The organism is Streptococcus sp. HMSC066F01 (assembly GCF_001837335.1).
Classification (GTDB): domain Bacteria; phylum Bacillota; class Bacilli; order Lactobacillales; family Streptococcaceae; genus Streptococcus; species Streptococcus oralis_S.
The window spans coordinates 38,153-60,121 of record NZ_KV832118.1; the positions used below are offsets into that span (position 1 = coordinate 38,153).

14 protein-coding genes and 1 pseudogene are annotated in these 21,969 nt (G+C 39.9%); 14 read left to right on the top strand and 1 reads right to left on the bottom strand.

Features of this window, described 5'->3' with window-relative positions; genetic code table 11:
* Nucleotides 1–17: 17 nt before the first annotated feature.
* The 13 genes and pseudogenes from HMPREF2655_RS04520 to rfbB all read left to right on the top strand — a co-directional run bounded on the left by HMPREF2655_RS04520 (nt 18) and on the right by rfbB (nt 14,170).
* Nucleotides 18–1,385, top strand: coding sequence for a sugar transferase (locus HMPREF2655_RS04520; RefSeq protein ID WP_070837837.1), 1,368 nt, complete (start codon nt 18–20; stop codon nt 1,383–1,385).
* Nucleotides 1,386–1,415: 30 nt separating this feature from the next.
* Complete coding sequence (gene cps2T, locus HMPREF2655_RS04525; protein ID WP_007520657.1) at nt 1,416–2,588, top strand: beta 1-4 rhamnosyltransferase Cps2T; 1,173 nt, start codon at nt 1,416–1,418, stop codon at nt 2,586–2,588.
* A 3-nt stretch (nt 2,589–2,591) separates the two neighbouring features.
* Nucleotides 2,592–3,743 carry a glycosyltransferase family 4 protein gene (locus HMPREF2655_RS04530; RefSeq protein WP_007520655.1) on the top strand — a complete coding sequence of 384 codons (1,152 nt, stop codon included), beginning with the start codon at nt 2,592–2,594 and terminating at the stop codon, nt 3,741–3,743.
* Between the two features lie 8 nt (nt 3,744–3,751).
* Entirely contained in the window at nt 3,752–4,753 is a 1,002-nt protein-coding gene (locus HMPREF2655_RS04535; RefSeq protein WP_070837840.1) for a glycosyltransferase, read from the top strand.
* A gap of 14 nt (nt 4,754–4,767) precedes the next feature.
* The gene (gene wefF / locus HMPREF2655_RS04540) at nt 4,768–5,769 is read left to right on the top strand and encodes a receptor polysaccharide phosphotransferase WefF (RefSeq protein WP_007520651.1); all 1,002 of its coding nucleotides are present in this window, start codon (nt 4,768–4,770) and stop codon (nt 5,767–5,769) included.
* A 33-nt stretch (nt 5,770–5,802) separates the two neighbouring features.
* Complete coding sequence (locus tag HMPREF2655_RS04545; RefSeq protein ID WP_070837843.1) at nt 5,803–6,771, top strand: glycosyltransferase family 2 protein; 969 nt, start codon at nt 5,803–5,805, stop codon at nt 6,769–6,771.
* A 37-nt stretch (nt 6,772–6,808) separates the two neighbouring features.
* Nucleotides 6,809–7,969, top strand: coding sequence for a polysaccharide polymerase (locus HMPREF2655_RS04550; protein ID WP_070837846.1), 1,161 nt, complete (start codon nt 6,809–6,811; stop codon nt 7,967–7,969).
* Complete coding sequence (locus HMPREF2655_RS04555) at nt 7,966–9,378, top strand: flippase (RefSeq protein WP_070837849.1); 1,413 nt, start codon at nt 7,966–7,968, stop codon at nt 9,376–9,378. Before HMPREF2655_RS04550 ends, HMPREF2655_RS04555 begins: the two co-directional genes overlap by 4 nt.
* A 9-nt stretch (nt 9,379–9,387) precedes the next feature.
* Nucleotides 9,388–10,491, top strand: a complete 1,104-nt coding sequence (gene glf / locus HMPREF2655_RS04560; RefSeq protein WP_070837852.1) for a UDP-galactopyranose mutase — start codon at nt 9,388–9,390, stop codon at nt 10,489–10,491.
* A gap of 27 nt (nt 10,492–10,518) precedes the next feature.
* A pseudogene (locus HMPREF2655_RS04565) lies at nt 10,519–11,570 on the top strand (galactofuranosyltransferase).
* Between the two features lie 71 nt (nt 11,571–11,641).
* Nucleotides 11,642–12,511, top strand: a complete 870-nt coding sequence (gene rfbA / locus HMPREF2655_RS04570) for a glucose-1-phosphate thymidylyltransferase RfbA (RefSeq protein WP_049519434.1) — start codon at nt 11,642–11,644, stop codon at nt 12,509–12,511.
* The gene (locus HMPREF2655_RS04575; RefSeq protein ID WP_070837855.1) at nt 12,512–13,105 is read left to right on the top strand and encodes a dTDP-4-dehydrorhamnose 3,5-epimerase family protein; all 594 of its coding nucleotides are present in this window, start codon (nt 12,512–12,514) and stop codon (nt 13,103–13,105) included.
* A gap of 18 nt (nt 13,106–13,123) precedes the next feature.
* Complete coding sequence (gene rfbB / locus HMPREF2655_RS04580; RefSeq protein WP_070837857.1) at nt 13,124–14,170, top strand: dTDP-glucose 4,6-dehydratase; 1,047 nt, start codon at nt 13,124–13,126, stop codon at nt 14,168–14,170.
* A 60-nt stretch (nt 14,171–14,230) separates the two neighbouring features.
* Here rfbB and rfbD read toward each other — a convergent pair whose 3' ends face one another.
* Entirely contained in the window at nt 14,231–15,085 is an 855-nt protein-coding gene (gene rfbD, locus HMPREF2655_RS04585; RefSeq protein ID WP_070837860.1) for a dTDP-4-dehydrorhamnose reductase, read from the bottom strand.
* 378 nt (nt 15,086–15,463) lie between these two features.
* Here rfbD and HMPREF2655_RS04590 point away from each other — a divergent pair, with 378 nt between their 5' ends.
* Nucleotides 15,464–21,829: a SpGH101 family endo-alpha-N-acetylgalactosaminidase gene (locus tag HMPREF2655_RS04590; protein WP_083321228.1), complete on the top strand. Its 6,366-nt coding sequence runs from the start codon at nt 15,464–15,466 to the stop codon at nt 21,827–21,829.
* Nucleotides 21,830–21,969 lie beyond the last annotated feature (140 nt).

Below are 21,969 nucleotides of genomic sequence, written 5' to 3' on the forward strand. Positions count from 1 at the left end.
AGCCTAGGGAAGATATTATGGAAGAAAAGGGATTGAAGATTTCTTTGGCAGTATTCCAGAGTTTTCTTGTCATTATTTTAGCTTATTTACTCAGTTTTGTTAAAGAAACAGAGATTGTATATACTTCAATGGTTATCCTATACATTCTCCATTATCTTGTCTTTTATATTAGTGATTATGGACAAGATTTTTTCAAAAGAGGGTACTTGGCTGAGTTTATCAAAATAGCGAAGTATATTATTTTCTTTGCATTGGCAATAAGTATTTCTAATTTTTTCTTGAAGGAACGCTTTAGTATTTCAAGACGAGGAATGATCTACTTTTTAACAATGCATTCCGTGTTACTATATCTATTGAATCTATGTATTAAACGCTATTGGAAACTTCTATTACCAAATTTTAAAGGGAGAAAAAAAGTTTTCTTGATTACGGCTACGTCTAGAGTAGAGAAGGTAATAGACAAACTGTTAGAATCAAGTGATTTTCTATGGGAATTGGAAGCTGTTAGTGTCTTAGATCAGCCTAATTTTCAACATGAGCACTTAAAAGTAGTACCAGTTGAAGATGTTTTAAATTTTGCAACTCATGAAGTTGTTGATGAAGTTTTTATCAATCTGCCTAGTGAGGAGTATAATATTGAAGATTATATCTCTCTTTTTGAAACAATGGGAATAGATGTGACAGTTAACCTAAATGCTTTTAACGACTATTTGGGTAGTGATAAAAAAATTCGTGAAATGGCAGGTTTGAATGTTGTAACCTTTTCAACAAAATTTTACAAGCCTAGTCATGTAGTTGCCAAACGAATTGTAGATATTTGCGGAGCTATTGTTGGACTTATTCTGTTTGCTGTAGTTGGTTTAGTATTGGTACCACTGATTCGAAGAGATGGTGGGCCGGCCATTTTTTCTCAAACGCGTATTGGGAAAAATGGCCGTCGCTTCACTTTTTATAAGTTTCGTTCTATGCGTGTAGATGCGGAAGAGATTAAACAACAGCTGATGAATCAGAATACGATGCAGGGGGGGATGTTCAAAATGGACAATGACCCACGTGTTACATCAATTGGACGCTTCATTCGTAAGACAAGTTTGGATGAGTTGCCGCAGTTTTGGAATGTACTAATTGGGGATATGAGTTTAGTAGGGACTCGTCCTCCAACTATTGATGAGTATGAAAAGTATACGCCAGAACAGAAACGTCGTCTCAGTTTTAAGCCCGGGATTACTGGTTTATGGCAGGTTAGTGGACGAAGTGAAATCAAAAATTTCGATGAAGTTGTCAAATTAGATGTAGCTTACATTGATGACTGGACAATCTGGAAAGATATTGAAATATTGTTAAAGACCGTTAAAGTGGTCTTTATGAGGGAAGGGGCGAAGTAATTTCTGCCCTTCAGTCCTGTTAGGAGAGAGATGAAAAAGTCAGTTTATATCATTGGTTCAAAGGGGATTCCTGCCAAGTATGGAGGATTTGAAACCTTTGTTGAAAAATTAACCGAATATCAAAAAGACAGCAACATACAATACTATGTTGCTTGTATGCGTGAAAATTCAGCCAAGTCTGGTATTACGGAAGATCAGTTTGAGCACAATGGAGCCATTTGCTTCAACATCGATGTACCCAATATCGGACCAGCTCGTGCTATTGCTTACGATATCGCAGCGATCAACAAGGCTATTGAATTGGCTAAGGAAAACAAGGACGAGGCTCCCATTTTTTACATTCTAGCTTGTCGCATCGGTCCTTTTATTTCTGGGCTTAAGAAAAAAATTCGTGCCATCGGAGGCCAATTGCTGGTAAATCCTGATGGTCATGAATGGTTGCGAGCAAAGTGGAGTTTACCAGTTCGTAAGTATTGGAAATTTTCAGAGCAGCTCATGGTCAAACATGCAGATTTACTGGTCTGTGACAGCAAAAATATCGAACAATATATCCAAGAGGATTATAAGCAGTACCAACCAAAGACCACCTATATTGCCTATGGAACGGATACTATTCCTTCAATCCTGAAAGCAGAAGATGCCAAAGTTCGGAATTGGTATCAGGAAAAAGGAGTTAGCGAAAATGGCTATTATCTAGTAGTGGGACGATTTGTTCCTGAAAATAACTACGAAGCCATGATTCGTGAATTTATCAAGTCCAAGTCCAAAAAGGACTTTGTTCTCATCACAAATGTGGAGCAGAATAAATTTTACGACCAGTTGTTACAAGATACTGGTTTTGATAAAGATCCTAGGGTCAAATTTGTCGGGACTGTCTATGACCAAGAGTTGCTCAAGTACATTCGCGAAAATGCCTTTGCCTATTTCCATGGGCATGAGGTTGGAGGGACCAACCCTTCTCTACTGGAAGCCCTAGCATCCACAAAACTGAATTTGTTGCTAGATGTTGGCTTTAACCGTGAGGTTGGTGAAGACGGGGCCATTTATTGGAAAAAAGATGAGTTGGCACGTGTCATTGAGGAAGTAGAAGGATTTGATCAGGCAGCAATAACTGACTTGGATTTCAAGTCAAGCCAAAGAATCCTCTCAGCTTTCACATGGGAAAAGATTGTGTCAGATTATGAAGAAGTGTTTAAAGGATAGGGAATGAAACGGATTTTATACTTGCATGCTGGTGCAGAAATGTATGGAGCAGATAAGGTTTTATTGGAATTGATCAAAGGATTGGATTCCAAAGAATTTGAAGCTCACGTCATCCTGCCAAATGATGGTGTTTTAGTAGAGGCCTTGCGTCAAGTTGGGGCTCAGGTCAGTGTGTTGGATTATCCGATTTTACGAAGAAAGTATTTCAATCCCAAAGGCATTGCCGACTATATTCGCTCTTATAATTTCTATGCTAAGCAAATCGCCCTCTATGCTCGAGAACACAATATAGATATGGTTCACAATAATACAGCGGCTGTTTTGGAGGGCATCTATTTGAAACGCAAGCTCAAGCTACCTTTGATTTGGCATGTTCATGAGATTATCGTCAAACCCAAAGCTATTTCTGACTTTATCAATATGCTTATGGGACGATATGCAGACAAGATTGTGACGGTGTCTCAAGCGGTTGCCAATCATATCAAGCAGTCTCCATTTATCAAAGATAGCCAAGTGGAAGTGATTTATAACGGTGTCGATAATGCTGTCTATTATCCAATGGATGCGTCTTCTATTCGTGAAAAATTTGACATTGCGCAAGATGCACTTGTGATTGGCATGATTGGTCGGGTCAATGCTATCAAAGGGCAAAATGATTTCATAGAAGCAGTCGAGCCACTTTTGGAAAAGAATGAGAAAGCGGTGGCTTTCCTAGCTGGAGGTGTTTTTCCTGGTGAAGAATGGCGCTTAGAAGAACTAGATAATAGAATAGCTTCTTCATCTGTTGTGTCACAAATTCAACGTATTGATTACTACGATAAGACTTCTGAACTTTATAATATGTTTGATATCTTTGTCTTACCAAGTATAAAACCTGATTCCCTACCTACAGTAGTCCTAGAAGCCATGGCTTGTTCAAAACCAGTTGTTGGTTATAACAATGGGGGAATAGCTGAAATGGTAGTAGATGACAAAAGTGGTTGCTTAGTCAAACCAAATCGTCCTCAAGAACTTTCTAATGCCATTTCTCTATTACTAGATAGTTCTGAAAAAAGAGAAAAATTTGGGCGAGTAGGATATCAGAGACAAAGAGAGCTGTTTTCTTTGGAGAGTTACATCAAGAACTTCTCGGAATTTTATGATAATTTACAATAAGGGGTATAATGGAAAATTTAATCATTTTAGACAGTGAGCTGCAAAAAAAGAATGAAGAGCATTATCAATCTCTTCATGGCGGGAGCCGAGTAGTTTATACCAACTATGAAAGTCCACTTATAAGAAGAGTACGTAATTTCAAATACATCGGTAGTGGTTTGTATCATTTATTAATGTGGAAAATGTCCTATGATTATGCTCGGAAATTCATAAAATATGATGTCAAAAAGATTATTTGTGTAAATCCTCTTGTAGGTATCTTTTTAGGAATTTTAAATAAAAGTGGCAAGGAAATTACATTAGCAGGATTTTTGTTTGAGAATAAGAAAAATAAAATCTATTATTATTTACGAAAACAACTTGTGAAAAAGTCTTTCCAGAATATCGGTAATATCATAGTCTATGGTTCAAAAGAAATTCATTATTATTCGGAACTCTTTCCAGAATTTCAGGAAAAATTTAAATTTATTCATTACGGCTTAGATTATGATAATCAACTAACTTATCAAGGTTCTTTACCAACTAAGTATATCTTTTCAGGTGGAGGTAGTAACCGAGATTATGAGACTTTAGTCAAGGCAGTGGAGACTTCAAACCTTTCAATGCCGTGTGTGATTGCAACTCAGCCATGGAGAGTTCCTACGCATGGTTCAAACATTCAAGTTTTATCTGATGTAGTAGTAGAAACCTTTGGAGATGTATTAGCTAAGTCTGATTTCCTTGTCCTATCGTTAAAAGATATTGATTTATCCGCTGGTCATATGGTTATGCTTCAAGCAATGTCTCTAGGAGTTCCTATCATTGTGAATGATATTCCCTCTGTTCGAGATTATGTTGATGAATCTCTGGTGACTTTTTATCCTTCAGGGGATTTTGAGGCACTAGCACAGCTAATGGAACATTTCAATCCTATAGTTGATGATATTATTCAAAAAGTTGATAAAGCAAAGGCCCTGTACTTTGAACAATATACCTCTATAAAATTGATGGATAGACTATTGGAATTTTAAATAGGAGAGACTGAATGGTAGAAAAAATTGATTTTGTTGTTACCTGGGTTGATGGTAATGATCCGGTTTGGAGAAAAAAGAAAGCACAGTACGATGGAACAATTAATACCTCTAAGGAAAGCATGAATTCGGACAAGACTTATCGTGAATGGGGAACCTTTAAATACTGGTTTAGAGGGGTAGAAAAGTTTGCCCCTTGGGTCAATAAGGTCTATCTTGTGACTGACCAGCAAAAGCCAAGCTGGTTAGATATAAACAGTGAAAAATTGGTCTTGGTAGATCATACAGAGATTATCTGTAAGGATTATCTACCAGTTTTTTCTGCCAATCCTATCGAAAGCAATATCCATCGGATTCCAGGTCTTTCTGAGTGCTTTGTGTTCTTTAACGATGATGTTTATCTCACAGCTCCAGTTGAACCGACAGATTTCTTTTCAGATGATGGTTTACCAAAGTATGTTACGGCTTTAGCTCCTATTACAACGGAGAGATATGGCACTGGCCATTTCCAAATGAATGATATGGGAATTATAACAACACATTTTACTCGTGAGGAAATTTTAAAGAATGGCAAATTCTTCTCAATTAAACAAGGTTTTAAAGGTATTGCTAAATCTTTATTGTATAGACACAGCAAATTTATTTGTGGTTTTTGGGAGAATCATTTAACGCATCCACTCTTAAAGTCAACAATGGAATTGGTATGGGAAAAGGAAAAAGATGTCTTAGAAAAAACATCTGCTAGTCGATTTAGAAGTCCATCTGATACCAATGTTTGGCTCTTTAAGTATTGGCAGATTGCTAGTGGTCAATATGCAATCGGGGATCCTAAATTAGGCGGTCTCTTTTCATTAGATAATGCTGGGCCAGATTTTTGGAAACTTCTAAATTCTAGGAAATATAAGGTTATGTGTATTAATGACGGTTTTAATGTCCAAAATGAAGATCAGGTGATGGATGACTTTATTAAAGCTATGAATCAACTTTTACCAGATAAAAGTTCATTTGAGATTTAAATATCTAACTGAGTAAGAGAAAGAAAAGAAAATATGATTTCAGTAATTGTACCTATTTATAATGTAGAGGACTACCTTCATTATGCCATGGAAAGCTTGGTCAATCAAACCTATAAAGATTTTGAAGTTATCTTAGTTGATGATGGTTCCACGGATGATTCTGGGAAACTATGCGATCAATATGCAAGTGAGTATGATTGGGTATCGGCCTATCATAAAGAAAATGGTGGCTTGTCTGATGCTAGAAACTATGGTGTCGCAAAAGCTAAAGGGGAATGGATTGTTTTCCTAGATCCAGATGATTATTTTGAGCCTTGTGCACTTGAACTTTTGGTGGAACTTCAAAAACGTACAGGTGCTCGTATTGTCGCAGGAAAAGGTAAGGATACTTACGAACATGATTCCTACCAAAACTACCAAATAAATGAAGAAATGCTAGCGAAAGCTACCCTTCTTTCTTCTGAAGAAACTTTAATAGAGATGCTTTATGGTACAATTGCCACTGTCTCTGCTTGGGCTAAACTCTTTCCCAGAGATATCGTAGAAAAATACCCCTATCCAAAAGGGAAAATCTATGAAGACTTATATGTTATCAGTGACTACTTGAAAGAAGTGGAATCAGTTTGTGTGATTGATTTAGGTATCTATCATTATTATCGTAGACCAAACAGTATTACCTTATCAAACTTCAATAGTAAGCACTATGATTTTTATGATTCTATGGATCATTTGGCAGAAGTTGTCCAGAAGGACTATTCTGCCAATACAGAACTTGATGATGCTATCATCGCCCGTTTGTTCATCGGTAGTCTCCACATTTTCATCTTAATCTCAGATTCTTCCAAAGAGGAAATCGTTCGCATTCAAAGAAGGATTCGTCCTTATCTAAGAAGAATCTTGAAAAATAAGCGGATTAACTTGAAAAACAAGGCGATTTATCTTATGTTATCATTGGTTCCAGGTCTGTATTATCAATTTAAAAAATTAAAAAAGCCTCAATGAAATAAAAGAGGTTAGAGATTAAAAAAGGAAAAAGAAAATGTTAAAGATAGAACGTGATAAATTGCTCGTGACAGCAGTTTTATTTGTGATAATTTCTATAGATATGATAAACACTTCAATGTTAGCACCTGTATTACCTAGTATACCTAATTTTGTTCCTTTCTTTGCAATCATGTTACTAGCTGTGCGTTTTTTATATATTCGTAACTATTCTTTGAGTTTTTTAATATTTGCACCTACCCTCATTTTAGTTGGAAGTATGGTTTATTATAAGGCAGGAAACTTAAATGGTTTAATGTTTTTGCTGTTGATTGTTTTTCTTTATAAAGCAGATTTAGAGTCTATACTTAAAATTTATACTTGGACGAGTTTATCTTTTATAGTATTGATTATTTTACTATCGTTAGTCAATGTTATTCCTAATTTACAGTTTGTTCAAACTCGCCCCGTGGGTGTAGTTGTACGTAACTCTTTTGGTTTTATCTATCCAACCGACTTTGCCTCTCATTGTTTCTATCTCTTTACTGCCCTTTCCTATCTCCTTAGAAAGAAGTTTATCTTCCTAAGAACCCTATCAGGTGTAGCCTTGGCGGCCTTTATTATTGTTTATTGCGATGCCCGTTTAAATGCAGGCTCCATCTTAGCAGCAACAGGAATTTTTCTATACTTTTATTATCGTAACAAGACTGAATGGCGTTTATTTTCCCTACTGCCTTTTTCGGCTGGTATCGCTTCTTCGGTCATGATTTATCTATCCAACAAATTTAGTTGGTCTCATCCAATATATGTTTCTCTGAATAACTTTTTCAGCATGCGATTACATTTAGGGCATGAAGCTTTAAAAAAATATGGTATAGAATTATTTGGTATACGAGGAATCTCATTTACTGGTTACGGAGGAAAGACTGAAACTGTGTTAAACTATGATTATGTTGATTCTTCTTATGTCCAAATGCTATTTACCTATGGTATGATTCCAGTGGTTATCTTGATTTGTTTCTATATTTTTCAATCTTGGAAGCTTTATCGACGTAAAGAGTATTTGCTATTAACCATCTTGTCTTTAGTTGCCTTCAACTGTATGTTTGAGGCCTTCTGGGTTCGTCCATCTTACAATATCTTTATGTTCCTTCTCTTTGCTACTATCCCAGCAATGGATTTTGAAGGAGAAAAATCTGAGATGAGGGAAGCAGTGTGAGAGTTTTAAAAAATTACTTGTACAATCTGTCCTATCAGCTACTCGTTATCGTCCTACCAGTGATTACAACTCCTTATATCACTCGGGTTTTCTCCTCGGATGATTTGGGGTCTTACGGATACTATAACTCTATCGTGACTTATTTTATCCTACTAGCGACGCTGGGAGTAGCGAATTATGGGACCAAGGAAATTTCTAGCCATCGTAAGGAAGTTGAAAAGACCTTCTGGGGTATTTACAGTTTACAAGTCCTTTCAACCTGTTTAGCGGTTACTCTGTATATCATTGTCTGCTTGCTTGTACCGTCGATGAACAATCCAATTGCCTATATACTTGGCTTTAGTTTGCTGTCTCGTGGTTTTGATATCTCTTGGCTCTTTCAAGGGTTAGAAGATTTCAAAAAAATCACAGCTCGTAACACAATGGTCAAACTTCTAGGTGTTGTATCGATATTCCTATTTGTTAAGAAACCATATGACTTGTACTTGTATATCATCCTCTTGGTTGCCTATGATCTATTAGGGCAGTTGAGTATGTGGCTTCCTGCTCGGGAACACATTCGCAAGCCACATCTGGATATAGCCTATGCCAAAGAGCATATCAAACCAGTTATTCTCTTGTTTCTGCCACAGATTGCCATTTCTCTCTACATCACGCTAGATCGCACGATGTTAGGTGCCTTGTCCTCGACCAAGGATGTCGGGATCTATGATCAAGCCTTGAAATTATTGAATATTTTGTTGACCTTGGTAACGTCCCTAGGTAGTGTCATGTTGCCTCGGGTCTCTAATCTCCTTTCATCAGGCAATCAAAAGGCGGTTAACAAGTTACATGAAATGTCCTTTCTGGTTTATAACTTGGTTATTTTTCCGATGATTGCTGGTATTTTGATTGTTAACAAAGATTTTGTTCAATTTTTCTTGGGGCAAGACTTCCAAGACGCTCGCTATGCGATTGCCATCATGGTCTTTAGAATGTTCTTTATTGGCTGGACTAACATAATGGGCATCCAGATTTTGATACCTCATAATCGCAATCGTGAATTTATGCTATCAACAACCATTCCAGCTGTTTTTAGTGTTGGCTTGAATCTCCTCTTGATCCCGCCTCTGGGATATATTGGGGCGTCAATCGTATCTGTTGTGACTGAAGGTTTGGTCTGGCTGATCCAACTCTACTTTACACGTTCGTATCTAAAAGAGGTTAAGATCCGTCCATCTATGCTAAAAATATTTTTAGCTGCTCTCTTGATGTACGGCGCCTTGTATTCTGTAAAAACTTTCATGCACTTCTCGTCTGTTGTGAATGTCTTGATATATGCTGCCCTTGGCTTCCTAGTCTATGGTGGCTTGGTTTTGGTCTTACGTGTCTTGGATTTTCAAGAACTAAAAAGTGTTTTAAAGAAATAAGGAGATTTTATGTACGATTATTTGATTGTCGGTGCTGGCTTGTCAGGTGCAATCTTTGCCTACGAAGCTAACAAACGTGGCAAGAAGGTGAAGGTGATTGATAAACGAGAACATATTGGTGGGAATATCTATTGCCAATCTGTTGAAGGAATCAATGTCCACAAGTATGGGGCTCATATCTTCCATACATCTAATAAAAAGGTCTGGGACTATGTCAATCAGTTTGCGGAGTTTAACAATTACATCAATTCTCCTATTGCCAACTATCAAGGACATCTTTACAATCTGCCTTTTAACATGAATACTTTCTATGCTTTGTGGGGGACAAAGACACCCCAAGAAGTCAAGGACAAAATTGCTGAGCAGACGACACACATGCAAGATGTTGAGCCAAAAAACTTAGAGGAACAAGCCATTAAGTTGATTGGTACGGATGTTTATCAAAAGTTAATCAAGGGTTACACCGAAAAGCAATGGGGGCGTTCTGCTACTGAACTACCACCCTTTATCATCAAGCGTTTACCAGTTCGATTGACTTATGACAATAATTATTTCAACGACCGTTACCAAGGGATTCCAATTGGTGGTTACAATGTCATCATCGAAAAGTTGTTGGAAGGAATCGAAGTAGAGCTTAATACAGATTTCTTTGCTGATCGGGAGAACTTGGAGGCTTCAGCAACTAAGATTGTCTTCACAGGGATGATTGACCAGTTCTTTGACTACAAGTTTGGTGAACTTGAGTATCGCAGTCTCCGTTTTGAGCATGAGATTCTGGATCAAGAAAATTATCAAGGAAATGCTGTAGTCAACTATACTGAACGTGATATTCCTTATACGCGTATCATCGAACACAAACATTTTGAGTTTGGGACTCAGGACAAGACGGTTATTACTCGAGAATATCCAGCAGATTGGAAAAGAGGAGATGAACCTTACTATCCAATCAATGATGCCAAAAACAATGCTATTTATGAGCAGTATCTAGCAGAAGCTGAGAAAAATGGCCACGTTATCTTCTGTGGTCGCTTAGCAGATTATAAATACTATGATATGCATGTGACTGTTGAACGTGCATTGGATGTGGTAGAAGAAGAACTAGGGAACATCTAAGAATATCACAGATAAAGGGGAGAAAAGGTGAAATATTATCTGAAGGATTCATTTCTGCATAATGCACATGAAAAGAATGCAGGGAGTAAGGCACGAAATGACGTGGAAACTATTCTAATCTCAGAGGGTTATGAGGGGTTGGAGCTCAAGGTTGAGAATTGGTATAAGATGAATTTCTTTAAAGCTCAACAACACAAATATCGTGCGACCAAGTCTGTGTTTGATCAGTTGGGAGCTGGAGATGAATTGGTGATTCAGTTCCCTATTATCCACCATACATTTTTCATCTCACAACTCATCAAGCAGGCGCAAAAAAGAGGAGCAAAATTCTATCTGTTGATCCATGATATTGAAACCTTGCGTCATGCACAGGTTCAGAAGTAAAATTCCGTCATAAAGTGAGAAATTACTTCCAGGAAAAGAAAGCTTTGATGTCAGTGGATGGCATTATCGTTCATAACGATATCATGAAGAAAGTTCTGGTAGGTCAAGGAGTGCCAGCAGATAAAATGGTTAGCTTGGAGATTTTTGACTATCTGATTCCAAACTTTGCTGAAAAACCAAATCTCCAAAAAGACCAGCCTATTATCGTAGCTGGAAATTTGAACCCTGCAAAGTCAGGTTATCTTTATAATTTACCAGAACAACCAGCCTATAACTTGTATGGAGTGGGCTATGATGAAAGTCGTGCATTGAAAAACACCACCTACTTTGGTTCCTTTATGCCGGATGACCTCCCAGCTGCTCTTGAAGGTAGTTTTGGTTTGGTCTGGGACGGAGACAGCTCAGAAACCTGCCAAGGTTCTTACGGAAACTACCTACGCTTTAACAACTCGCACAAGGCCTCTCTCTACTTAGCTTCAGGTTTTCCCCTAATAGTCTGGAAAGGGTCGGCTCTCACACATTTGGTACTAGACAAGCAATGTGGTATTGCAGTTGATTCTCTACACGACCTCCAAAAAGTACTAGATGATTTGACACTTCAAGACTACAAGGAACTTTCAGAACAAGCTAGGAAAGTTGGAGCTGCTCTTCGAGACGGAGCCTATTTAAAAGCTGCCTTATCCAAATTGAAGTAAATTCCTTAGAGAATTTGGGACAAAATGAAATAGAATATAGGATAGGTAATTAGCCAGAAAGGAAATCTATTATGAAAGGTATTATTCTTGCGGGTGGTTCGGGAACGCGCTTGTACCCACTTACTCGAGCTGCGTCAAAACAGCTGATGCCGGTTTATGATAAACCCATGATTTACTATCCTTTGTCAACCTTGATGTTGGCAGGGATTAAGGACATTTTGATCATCTCAACACCACAGGATTTGCCCCGTTTTAAGGACCTGCTCTTGGATGGTTCCGAATTTGGGATTAAGCTTTCCTATGCGGAACAGCCTAGTCCCGACGGACTTGCTCAGGCTTTTCTTATTGGTGAAGAATTTATCGGTGACGATAGTGTTGCCTTGATTTTAGGCGATAATATCTATCATGGACCTGGTTTGAGCAGAATGCTTCAAAAGGCAGCTAAGAAAGAGAAGGGCGCGACTGTTTTTGGCTACCAAGTGAAGGATCCAGAGCGTTTTGGTGTGGTCGAGTTTGATACAGACATGAATGCCATTTCCATTGAAGAAAAACCAGAGAATCCTCGCTCCAACTATGCAGTGACCGGTCTTTATTTCTATGATAATGATGTTGTGGAGATTGCCAAACAGATAAAACCGAGTGCTCGTGGCGAGTTGGAAATCACAGATGTTAACAATGCTTATTTGAAGCGTGGGGATTTGTCAGTTGAAGTTATGGGGCGTGGTTTTGCCTGGCTGGATACAGGGACGCATGAGAGCCTGTTAGAGGCCTCTCAATATATCGAAACGGTTCAAAGGATGCAAAATGTTCAGGTTGCCAATCTAGAAGAAATTGCCTACCGAATGGGTTATATCAGCCGCGAAGATGTGCTGAAGTTGGCGCAACCTCTCAAGAAGAATGAATACGGGCAATACTTGCTCCGTTTGATTGGAGAAATCTAGATGACAGATAATTTTTTCGGCAAAACACTTGCAGTGCACAAGATTGATGCCATTCCAGGTTTGTTAGAGTTCGACATTCCGGTTCATGGTGACAATCGTGGCTGGTTTAAGGAAAATTTCCAGAAAGAAAAGATGCTACCACTTGGCTTCCCTGAAAGCTTCTTTGCTGAAGGAAAACTGCAAAACAATGTCAGCTTTTCTCGCAAAAATGTTCTTCGAGGTCTCCATGCTGAACCTTGGGACAAGTATATCTCAGTAGCAGATGGTGGCAAGGTTCTGGGTTCTTGGGTTGACCTACGTGAAGGTGAGACTTTTGGAAATGTTTATCAGACCGAGATTGATGCAAGTAAGGGAATCTTTGTCCCTCGTGGCGTAGCCAATGGCTTCCAAGTCCTCTCGGATACAGTTTCTTATAGCTATCTGGTCAATGACTACTGGGCACTTGAACTCAAGCCTAAATATGCTTTTGTCAACTATGCAGACCCAGCTTTGGGCATCCAGTGGGAAAACCTAGCAGAAGCAGAAGTTTCGGAAGCAGATAAACATCATCCACTGCTTAAGGATGTCAAACCTTTGAGTAAAGAGGATTTGTAAAAAAATTAGGGAATAAAAATGACTGAATACAAAAATATCATCGTGACAGGTGGGGCTGGTTTTATCGGTTCTAACTTTGTTCATTATGTCTATAACAACTTACCAGATGTCCATGTGACAGTGCTGGACAAGCTGACTTATGCGGGTAATCGTGCCAATATTGAAGCAATTTTAGGTGATCGTGTTGAGTTGGTTGTTGGAGATATTGCAGATGCAACCTTGGTCGATAAGCTAGCTGCTCAAGCAGATGCCATTGTTCACTATGCGGCAGAAAGCCATAATGACAACTCGCTCAATGATCCGAGTCCATTTATCCACACCAATTTCATTGGGACTTACACTCTTTTGGAAGCAGCTCGTAAATACGACCTTCGTTTCCACCATGTGTCAACTGACGAAGTCTATGGTGACCTACCTCTGCGAGAAGATTTGCCAGGTCATGGAGAAGGTCCAGGTGAGAAATTTACGGCTGAAACCAAGTACAATCCCAGCTCGCCTTACTCATCAACTAAAGCAGCTTCAGATCTGATTGTCAAAGCTTGGGTGCGCTCATTTGGTGTCAAAGCGACTATTTCCAACTGTTCAAACAACTATGGTCCTTACCAGCATATCGAGAAGTTCATTCCGCGCCAAATCACCAATATTTTGAGTGGAATCAAGCCAAAACTCTACGGTGAAGGTAAAAACGTCCGTGACTGGATTCATACCAATGACCATTCTTCAGGTGTTTGGACGATTCTGACCAAAGGTCAAATTGGTGAAACTTACTTAATTGGTGCGGATGGTGAAAAGAACAATAAGGAAGTGCTGGAACTCATCCTCAAGGAGATGGGGCAACCAGCTGATGCTTATGATCATGTGACGGACCGAGCTGGTCACGACCTTCGCTATGCTATCGACGCTAGCAAGCTCCGTGATGAACTAGGGTGGAAGCCAGAGTTTACTAATTTTGAAGCAGGTCTCAAAGAGACCATTAAGTGGTACACAGACAACCAAGACTGGTGGAAATCTGAAAAAGAAGCAGTCGAAGCCAACTATGCTAAGACACAACAAGTGATTAAATAATCAGATACTAAAAAGCAAGAGACCTTGAGTTCTCTTGCTTTTTATGTATGTCGTAATCTTTTATTTTCTTACTTCTTGTTTATAAAATTCTTTGAGGGCATCTTGCCAGGTTGGAATGACGAAACCTGTCGCCTTCGCTTTGGCCAAACTCATGGTTGAATTGAGGGGACGTTTGGCCTTTGCAGGAAACTTGCTGGAGTCTACCGGAATCACTTCAACATCACTGTCTTTAAGAATCTCGACAGCGAAGTCATACCAAGTGGTATCTTCAGTGGAGTCATTTGATAAGTGGTAGTAGCCAAATGCTTTTTGATTTTCAGTCAAGTAGGTCATAAACTCAGCCAGGGTACGTGTCCAAGTTGGACGGCCGTGTTGGTCGTTGACAACAGTGAGAGTTTTATGGGTTTTGGCAAGATTTTGCATTGTAAAGACAAAGTTTTTGCCATAATTTCCAAAGACCCAAGCAGTGCGGATGATGTAATACTGTGACGTAAGGGTTTCAACAAGTTCTTCCCCCATTCGCTTGGTACGCCCATATTCTGTCTGCGGATCAGGTAGGTCATCGACTTCCCATTCTTGTCCGACGGGTTTCTTTCCATCAAAGATGTAGTCTGTCGAGATATAGACCAGAGTAGCTCCGTATTTCTCAGAGGCCTTGGCTACATTTTCAGTTCCAGTTACGTTGATGGCAAAATCCAGTTCTTTCCCCTCGTCTTCTGCAGCATCAACAGCAGTGTAGGCTGCACAATGATAGACCAGAGTTGGCTTGACTTCAGCAAATACCTTCTCAACCATTTCAGCATTCGTGATATCCATTTCGGCCACATCAACTGCAACATAGTCTACATTTCGTTCATCTAGTAAATAACGTAGTTCGGTACCGAGTTGACCATTCGCACCTGTAATTAATATCATTGTCTTCTCCTTAACTTTTATTCTATCTAATCATAGCAAAAAAATGATAAAAAATCTGATTTTCGGTCCTTGTTTTACTGGTTTCTATCCGATAAGAATCTGTTTTTGAAATGAAACTGTTTATTAGATTCTTTGAGATAGAATTTTTTTATAGCTGTAAAGCGATTCTTAAAATTCTAAGCGTTAGCACTGTTCAGAAAAGAGAAAATTTTAGTGAATTTTACCTATTTCCTATTGCTTTCTGGTCTTTTATTTGTTATATTAAAAGTACAATTATTTTTTATTTATAACAGTTAAGCAGAGCACTTTCAGAGAAAGGAGTATTTTTTAAAAACGAAATGTAAACGCTTACTGGAAAATGAAAGGATTTAGGAGTTCATGGATAAACGATTTTTTGAAAAACGCTGTAAGTTCAGTATTCGTAAGTTTACGCTTGGAGTAGCTTCGGTGATGATTGGAGCGACTTTCTTCGCAGCTAGCCCAGTATTAGCTGATCAAGCAAGAGTTGGTTCAACAGATAATTTGCCGAGTGAACTAGCTGATTTGGATAAGAAGGCTAGTGATGAGGGGCACGATTTTGACAAGGAAGCTGCCGCTCAGAATCCTGGTTCAGCTGAAACTACTGAAGGCCCACAAACAGAAGAAGAGTTGTTGGCTCAAGAAAAAGAAAAGTCTGAAAAGCCAAGCAATCTGCCAAAAGAATTAGAAGATAAGTTGGAGAAAGCTGAAGACAATGGGCGCGAAGTTGACAAGGATCAATTGGCCCAAGATACTGGCAAGCTCGTCCCAGAAGATGTGGCTAAAACGACCAATGGGGAATTAAACTACGGCGCGACTGTTAAGATTAAGACGCCATCAGGAGAAGGTAGCGGTATTGTCGTTGCTAAAGACCTTGTCTTGACGGTTTCTCACAACTTTATCAAGGATAGCCAAGACGGCAATATCCGTAAGGTTGTGGATAATGACCAAGGGGATGGAGATATCTATAGCATCTCATATCCAGGATTGCCAGATGTCAAGTTTAGCAAGAAAGATATTATTCATTGGGATCGTGAAGGCTATCTGAAAGGCTTCAAAAATGATTTGGCCCTTGTGAGATTGCGTACAGTTCTAGAAAATACGCCTGTTGAAGTAACTAAAAAGCCAGTAGTTAAGAAAATTGGAGATAAGCTCCATGTCTTTGGTTATCCAGAAGGAAAATTGAATCCGATTGTCAATACTACAGTTGATTTTGCGGAACCATACGGAGAAGGTGTCCAAGGGATTGGTTACCAAGGAGGAAAACCGGGTGCTAGTGGCGGCGGTATCTTTGATACAGAAGGCAAACTAGTCGGTGTTCACCAAAATGGTGTAGTTGGAAAACGGAGCGGAGGCATTCTCTTCTCACCAGCTCAACTAAAATGGATCCAGGACCACATACAGGGAATTTCAAGTGTGAAACCAGCAGACTTGGAAGAGAAAGAAAAACCGGCTGAAGAAAAACCAAAAGAGGATAAACCTGCAGCTACTAAACCTGAAACACCTAAGGCAGTAACTCCTGAATGGCAAACAGTAGCGAATAAAGAGCAACAAGGAACCGTCACTATTCGTGAAGAAAAGGGTGTTCGCTACAATCAATTGTCTTCAACGGCCCAAAATGACAATGATGGCAAACCAGCTTTGTTTGAAAAACAAGGATTGACTGTCGATGCTAATGGAAATGCGACAGTTGATTTAACCTTCAAAGATGATTCTGAAAAGGGCAAATCACGCTTTGGTGTCTTCTTGAAATTTAAAGATACCAAGAACAATGTTTTTGTTGGATATGACCAAGGTGGCTGGTTCTGGGAATACAAAACTCCAGGTAACAGCACATGGTATCAGGGCGGTCGTGTTGCAGCTCCAGTAAATGGATCAGTGAATCATCTGACTATTAGTTTAAAATCAGATGGTCAGCTGAATGCAACAAATAATGATGTAAAACTTTTTGATACAGTTACTTTGCCAGCTGCTGTTAATGAGAATCTTAAAAATGAGAAGAAGATCCTTCTCAAGGCAGGAACTTATAGCAATGACCGTACGGTTGTTAGCGTTAAAACAGACAATCAAGAAGGTGTAAAAGCAGATGATACTCCTGCCCAGAAAGAAACAGGTCCTGCCGTTGATGATAGCAAGGTGACTTATGATACGATCCAGTCTAAGGTCCTCAAGGCAGTGATTGACCAAGCCTTTCCTCGTGTCAAGGAATACACCTTGAATGGTCATACTTTGCCAGGACAAGTTCAACAACTTAAGAAAATCTTAGTAAACAATCACGAAATTACACCTGAAGTCACCTATAAGAAGATCAATGATACTACTGCAGAGTACTTGATGAAGCTTCGTGATGAGAAGAATTTCATCAATGCAGATATGATTGTACGCTTGCAAGTTGTGGAAAATCAATTGCATTTTGATGTGACCAAGATTGTCAACCACAATCAAGTTACTCCAGGTCAGAAGATTGATGATGAAAGAAAACTTCTCTCCTCTATCAATTTCTTAGGGAACTCACTTGTGTCGGTTTCAAGCGACCAAACTGGAGCTAAGTTTGACGGAGCAACGATGTCAAACAATACCCATGTCAGTGGAGATGAACATATTGCTGTAACAAATCCAATGAAAAATTTGGCTAAGGGTTACATGTATGGTTTTGTTTCTACAGATAAGCTTGCTGCAGGTGTTTGGAGTAACTCTCAAAACAGCTACGGTGGTGGTTCGAATGACTGGACTCGTTTGACAGCATTCAAACAAACTGTTGGAAATACAAACTATGTGGGAATTCAAAGTTCTGAATGGCAATGGGAAAAAGCCTATAAAGGGATTGTATATCCAGAGTACACTAAGGAACTTCCAAGTGCTAAAGTTGTCATTACTGAGGATGCCAATGCGGATAATAAGGTCGACTGGCAGGATGGAGCTATTGCTTACCGTAGCATTATGAACAACCCTCAAGGTTGGGAAAAAGTCAAGGATATCACGGCTTACCGTATCGCGATGAACTTTGGTTCACAAGCACAAAACCCATTCCTTATGACTCTAGATGGTATCAAGAAGATCAATCTCCATACAGATGGTCTTGGACAGGGTGTTCTCCTTAAAGGATATGGTAGTGAGGGACATGACTCTGGTCACTTGAACTACGCAGATATTGGACAACGTATTGGTGGAGCTAAAGACTTTAAGACCTTGATTGAGAAAGCTAAGAAGTATGGTGCATATCTTGGTATCCACGTTAACGCTTCTGAAACTTATCCTGAATCTAAATACTTCAATGAAAATATTCTTCGTAAGAATCCAGATGGAAGCTACAGCTACGGATGGAACTGGCTAGACCAAGGTATCAACATTGATGCTGCTTATGACCTAGCACATGGACGCTTGGCTCGCTGGGAAGACTTGAAGAAAAAACTTGGTGATGGTCTCGACTTTATCTATGTGGACGTATGGGGCAATGGTCAATCAGGTGATAACGGTGCCTGGGCTACCCACGTTCTTGCTAAAGAAATCAACAAACAAGGCTGGCGCTTTGCGATTGAGTGGGGTCATGGTGGTGAATACGACTCTACCTTCCAACACTGGGCAGCTGACTTGACCTATGGTGGCTACACTAATAAAGGTATCAACAGTGCTATCACACGCTTTATCCGCAACCACCAAAAAGATTCTTGGGTTGGGGACTACAGAAGTTACGGTGGTGCAGCCAACTACCCACTTCTAGGTGGCTACAGCATGAAAGACTTTGAAGGCTGGCAAGGACGAAGCGACTACAATGGCTACGTGACTAACCTCTTTGCCCATGACGTCATGACTAAGTACTTCCAACACTTCACTGTAAGTAAATGGGAAAATGGTACACCAGTTACCATGACCGATAATGGTAGCACCTATAAATGGACTCCAGAAATGAAGGTTGAGCTAGTCGATGCAGCAGGTAACAAGGTTGTTGTGACTCGTAAGTCAAATGATGTCAATAGCCCGCAATACCGCGAACGTACAGTAACGCTCAACGGACGTGTTATCCAAGATGGTTCAGCTTACTTGACTCCTTGGAACTGGGATGCAAATGGTAAGAAACTTCCTACTGATAAGGAAAAGATGTACTACTTCAATACGCAAGCCGGTGCAACAACTTGGGCCCTTCCAAGCGATTGGGCAAATAGCAAGGTTTACCTTTACAAGCTAACTGACCAAGGTAAGACAGAAGAGAAAGAATTAACTGTAAAAGATGGCAAGATTACCCTAGACCTTCTAGCAAATCAACCATACGTTCTCTACCGTTCAAAACAAACCAATCCTGAAATGTCATGGAGCGAAGGCATGCACATCTATGACCAAGGATTTAACAGTGGAACCTTGAAACACTGGACCATTTCTGGTGATGCTTCCAAGGCAGAAATTGTCAAATCACAGGGTGCAAATGAAATGCTTCGTATCCAAGGTAATAAGAGCAAGGTCAGCCTTACTCAGAAACTGACTGGCTTGAAACCAAATACCAAGTATGCGGTTTATGTCGGTGTTGATAACCGTAGTAATGCTAAGGCAAGTATCACAGTGAATACTGGCGAGAAAGAAGTGACTACTTATACCAATAAGTCACTCGCTCTCAACTATATCAAAGCTTATGCTCATAACAATCGTCGTGAAAATGCTACAGTTGACGATACAAGTTACTTCCAAAATATGTATGCCTTCTTTACAACAGGTTCAGATGTATCAAATGTCACTCTGACATTGAGTCGTGAAGCTGGTGATGAAGCAACATACTTTGATGAAATTCGTACCTTTGAAAACAATTCAAGCATGTACGGAGACAAGCATGATACAGGTAAAGGAACATTTAAACAAGACTTTGAAAATGTAGCTCAAGGAATCTTCCCATTTGTAGTGGGTGGTGTCGAAGGTGTCGAAGACAACCGCACTCACTTGTCTGAAAAGCATGATCCATATACACAACGTGGTTGGAATGGTAAGAAAGTCGATGATGTTATCGATGGAAATTGGTCCCTCAAGACCAATGGACTGGTTAGCCGTCGTAACTTGGTTTACCAAACCATTCCGCAAAACTTCCGCTTTGAAGCTGGTAAGACCTACCGTGTAACCTTTGAATACGAAGCAGGATCAGACAATACCTATGCTTTTGTAGTCGGTAAGGGAGAATTCCAGTCAGGTCGTCGTGGTACTCAAGCAAGCAACTTGGAAATGCATGAATTGCCAAATACTTGGACGGATTCTAAGAAAGCCAAGAAGGCAACCTTCCTCGTGACAGGTGCAGAAACAGGCGATACTTGGGTAGGTATCTACTCAACTGGAAACGCAAGCAATACTCGTGGTGATTCTGGTGGAAATGCCAACTTCCGTGGTTACAATGACTTCATGATGGATAATCTTCAAATCGAGGAAATTACTCTAACAGGTAAGATGTTGACAGAAAATGCTTTGAAGAACTACTTGCCAACGGTTGCCATGACTAACTACACCAAAGAGTCTATGGATGCTTTGAAAGAGGCGGTCTTTAACCTCAGTCAAGCAGATGATGACATTAGCGTGGAAGAAGCGCGTACAGAGATTGCCAAGATTGAAGCCTTGAAGAATGCTTTGGTTCAGAAGAAGACAGCCTTGGTAGCAGAAGACTTTGAAAGTTTGGATGCGCCTGCCCAACCAGGTGAATGCCTAGAGAATGCCTTTGATGGCAATGTATCTAGCCTATGGCATACATCTTGGAATGGTGGAGATGTAGGCAAGCCTGCAACCATGGTCTTGAAAGAACCTACTGAAATCACAGGACTTCGTTATGTTCCACGTGCCTCTGATTCAAATGGAAACTTGCGAGATGTGAAACTGGTTGTCACAGATGAGTCTGGTAAAGAACATACCTTCACAGTGACAGATTGGCCAAATAACAACAAGCCAAAAGACATTGACTTTGGCAAGACAATCAAGGCTAAGAAAATTGTTCTTACTGGTACCAAGACTTACGGAGATGGTGGCGATAAATACCAATCTGCAGCGGAACTCATCTTTACCCGTCCACAGGTAGCAGAAACACCACTTGACATGTCTGGCTATGAAGCAGCTTTAGCTAAGGCGCAGAAATTAACAGACAAAGACAATCAAGAGGAAGTAGCTAGCGTTCAGGCAAGCATGAAATATGCGACGGATAACCATCTCTTGACGGAAAGAATGGTGGCCTACTTCGCAGACTATCTCAACCAATTAAAAGATTCTGCTACGAAACCAGATGCTCCAACAAGTAGCAAGGGTGAAGAACAACCACCAGTTCTTGATGTACTTGAGTTCAAAGGCGGCGTCAATGCAGCAGAAGCAGCTGTACATGAGGTTCCTGAGTTCAAGGGCGGCGTTAATGCAGTTCAAGCCTTGGTTCACGAATTACCAGAATACAAGGGTGGAGCCAATGCGGTTCTAGCAGCTGCAAATGAAGTCCCTGAGTTTAAGGGTGGCGTCAATGCGGTCCAAGCCTTGGTAAACGAGAAACCAGCCTACACAGGTGTATTGGCTACTGCTGGAGATCAAGCAGCTCCAACAGTTGAAAAACCTGAGTACCCGCTCACTCCAAGCCCAGTAGTTGATGCCAAAACTCTGGAAGATAAAGAAGAGCAACTTCCTGCTACAGGAGAACATGGTTCAGAAGCAGCCCTCTTCTTAGCAAGTGTGAGCATCGCTTTATCTGCTGCGCTTCTTGCGACAAAACGTAAAGAAGATTAATGGGATTTGATTTTAGCAGTTCAAAGCAACTCGAATCAAAAAGGAACAAACAGCCGGAGAGGACCTCTTGGTTCTCTCCTTTTTCAAAGGAGAAATGATACCGCTTACTCATGTATGCGGATGAAAGGAATAGGAGAAAG

Excerpts from the sequence above, each read along its gene's own strand:
- HMPREF2655_RS04520 (WP_070837837.1), top strand. The coding sequence starts at position 18 with ATGGAAGAAAAGGGATTGAAGATTTCTTTGGCAGTATTCCAGAGTTTT.
- cps2T (WP_007520657.1), top strand. The coding sequence starts at position 1,416 with ATGAAAAAGTCAGTTTATATCATTGGTTCAAAGGGGATTCCTGCCAAG.
- HMPREF2655_RS04530 (WP_007520655.1), top strand. The coding sequence starts at position 2,592 with ATGAAACGGATTTTATACTTGCATGCTGGTGCAGAAATGTATGGAGCA.
- HMPREF2655_RS04535 (WP_070837840.1), top strand. The coding sequence starts at position 3,752 with ATGGAAAATTTAATCATTTTAGACAGTGAGCTGCAAAAAAAGAATGAA.
- wefF (WP_007520651.1), top strand. The coding sequence starts at position 4,768 with ATGGTAGAAAAAATTGATTTTGTTGTTACCTGGGTTGATGGTAATGAT.
- HMPREF2655_RS04545 (WP_070837843.1), top strand. The coding sequence starts at position 5,803 with ATGATTTCAGTAATTGTACCTATTTATAATGTAGAGGACTACCTTCAT.
- HMPREF2655_RS04550 (WP_070837846.1), top strand. The coding sequence starts at position 6,809 with ATGTTAAAGATAGAACGTGATAAATTGCTCGTGACAGCAGTTTTATTT.
- glf (WP_070837852.1), top strand. The coding sequence starts at position 9,388 with ATGTACGATTATTTGATTGTCGGTGCTGGCTTGTCAGGTGCAATCTTT.
- rfbA (WP_049519434.1), top strand. The coding sequence starts at position 11,642 with ATGAAAGGTATTATTCTTGCGGGTGGTTCGGGAACGCGCTTGTACCCA.
- HMPREF2655_RS04575 (WP_070837855.1), top strand. The coding sequence starts at position 12,512 with ATGACAGATAATTTTTTCGGCAAAACACTTGCAGTGCACAAGATTGAT.
- rfbB (WP_070837857.1), top strand. The coding sequence starts at position 13,124 with ATGACTGAATACAAAAATATCATCGTGACAGGTGGGGCTGGTTTTATC.
- rfbD (WP_070837860.1), bottom strand. The coding sequence starts at position 15,085 with ATGATATTAATTACAGGTGCGAATGGTCAACTCGGTACCGAACTACGT.
- HMPREF2655_RS04590 (WP_083321228.1), top strand. The coding sequence starts at position 15,464 with ATGGATAAACGATTTTTTGAAAAACGCTGTAAGTTCAGTATTCGTAAG.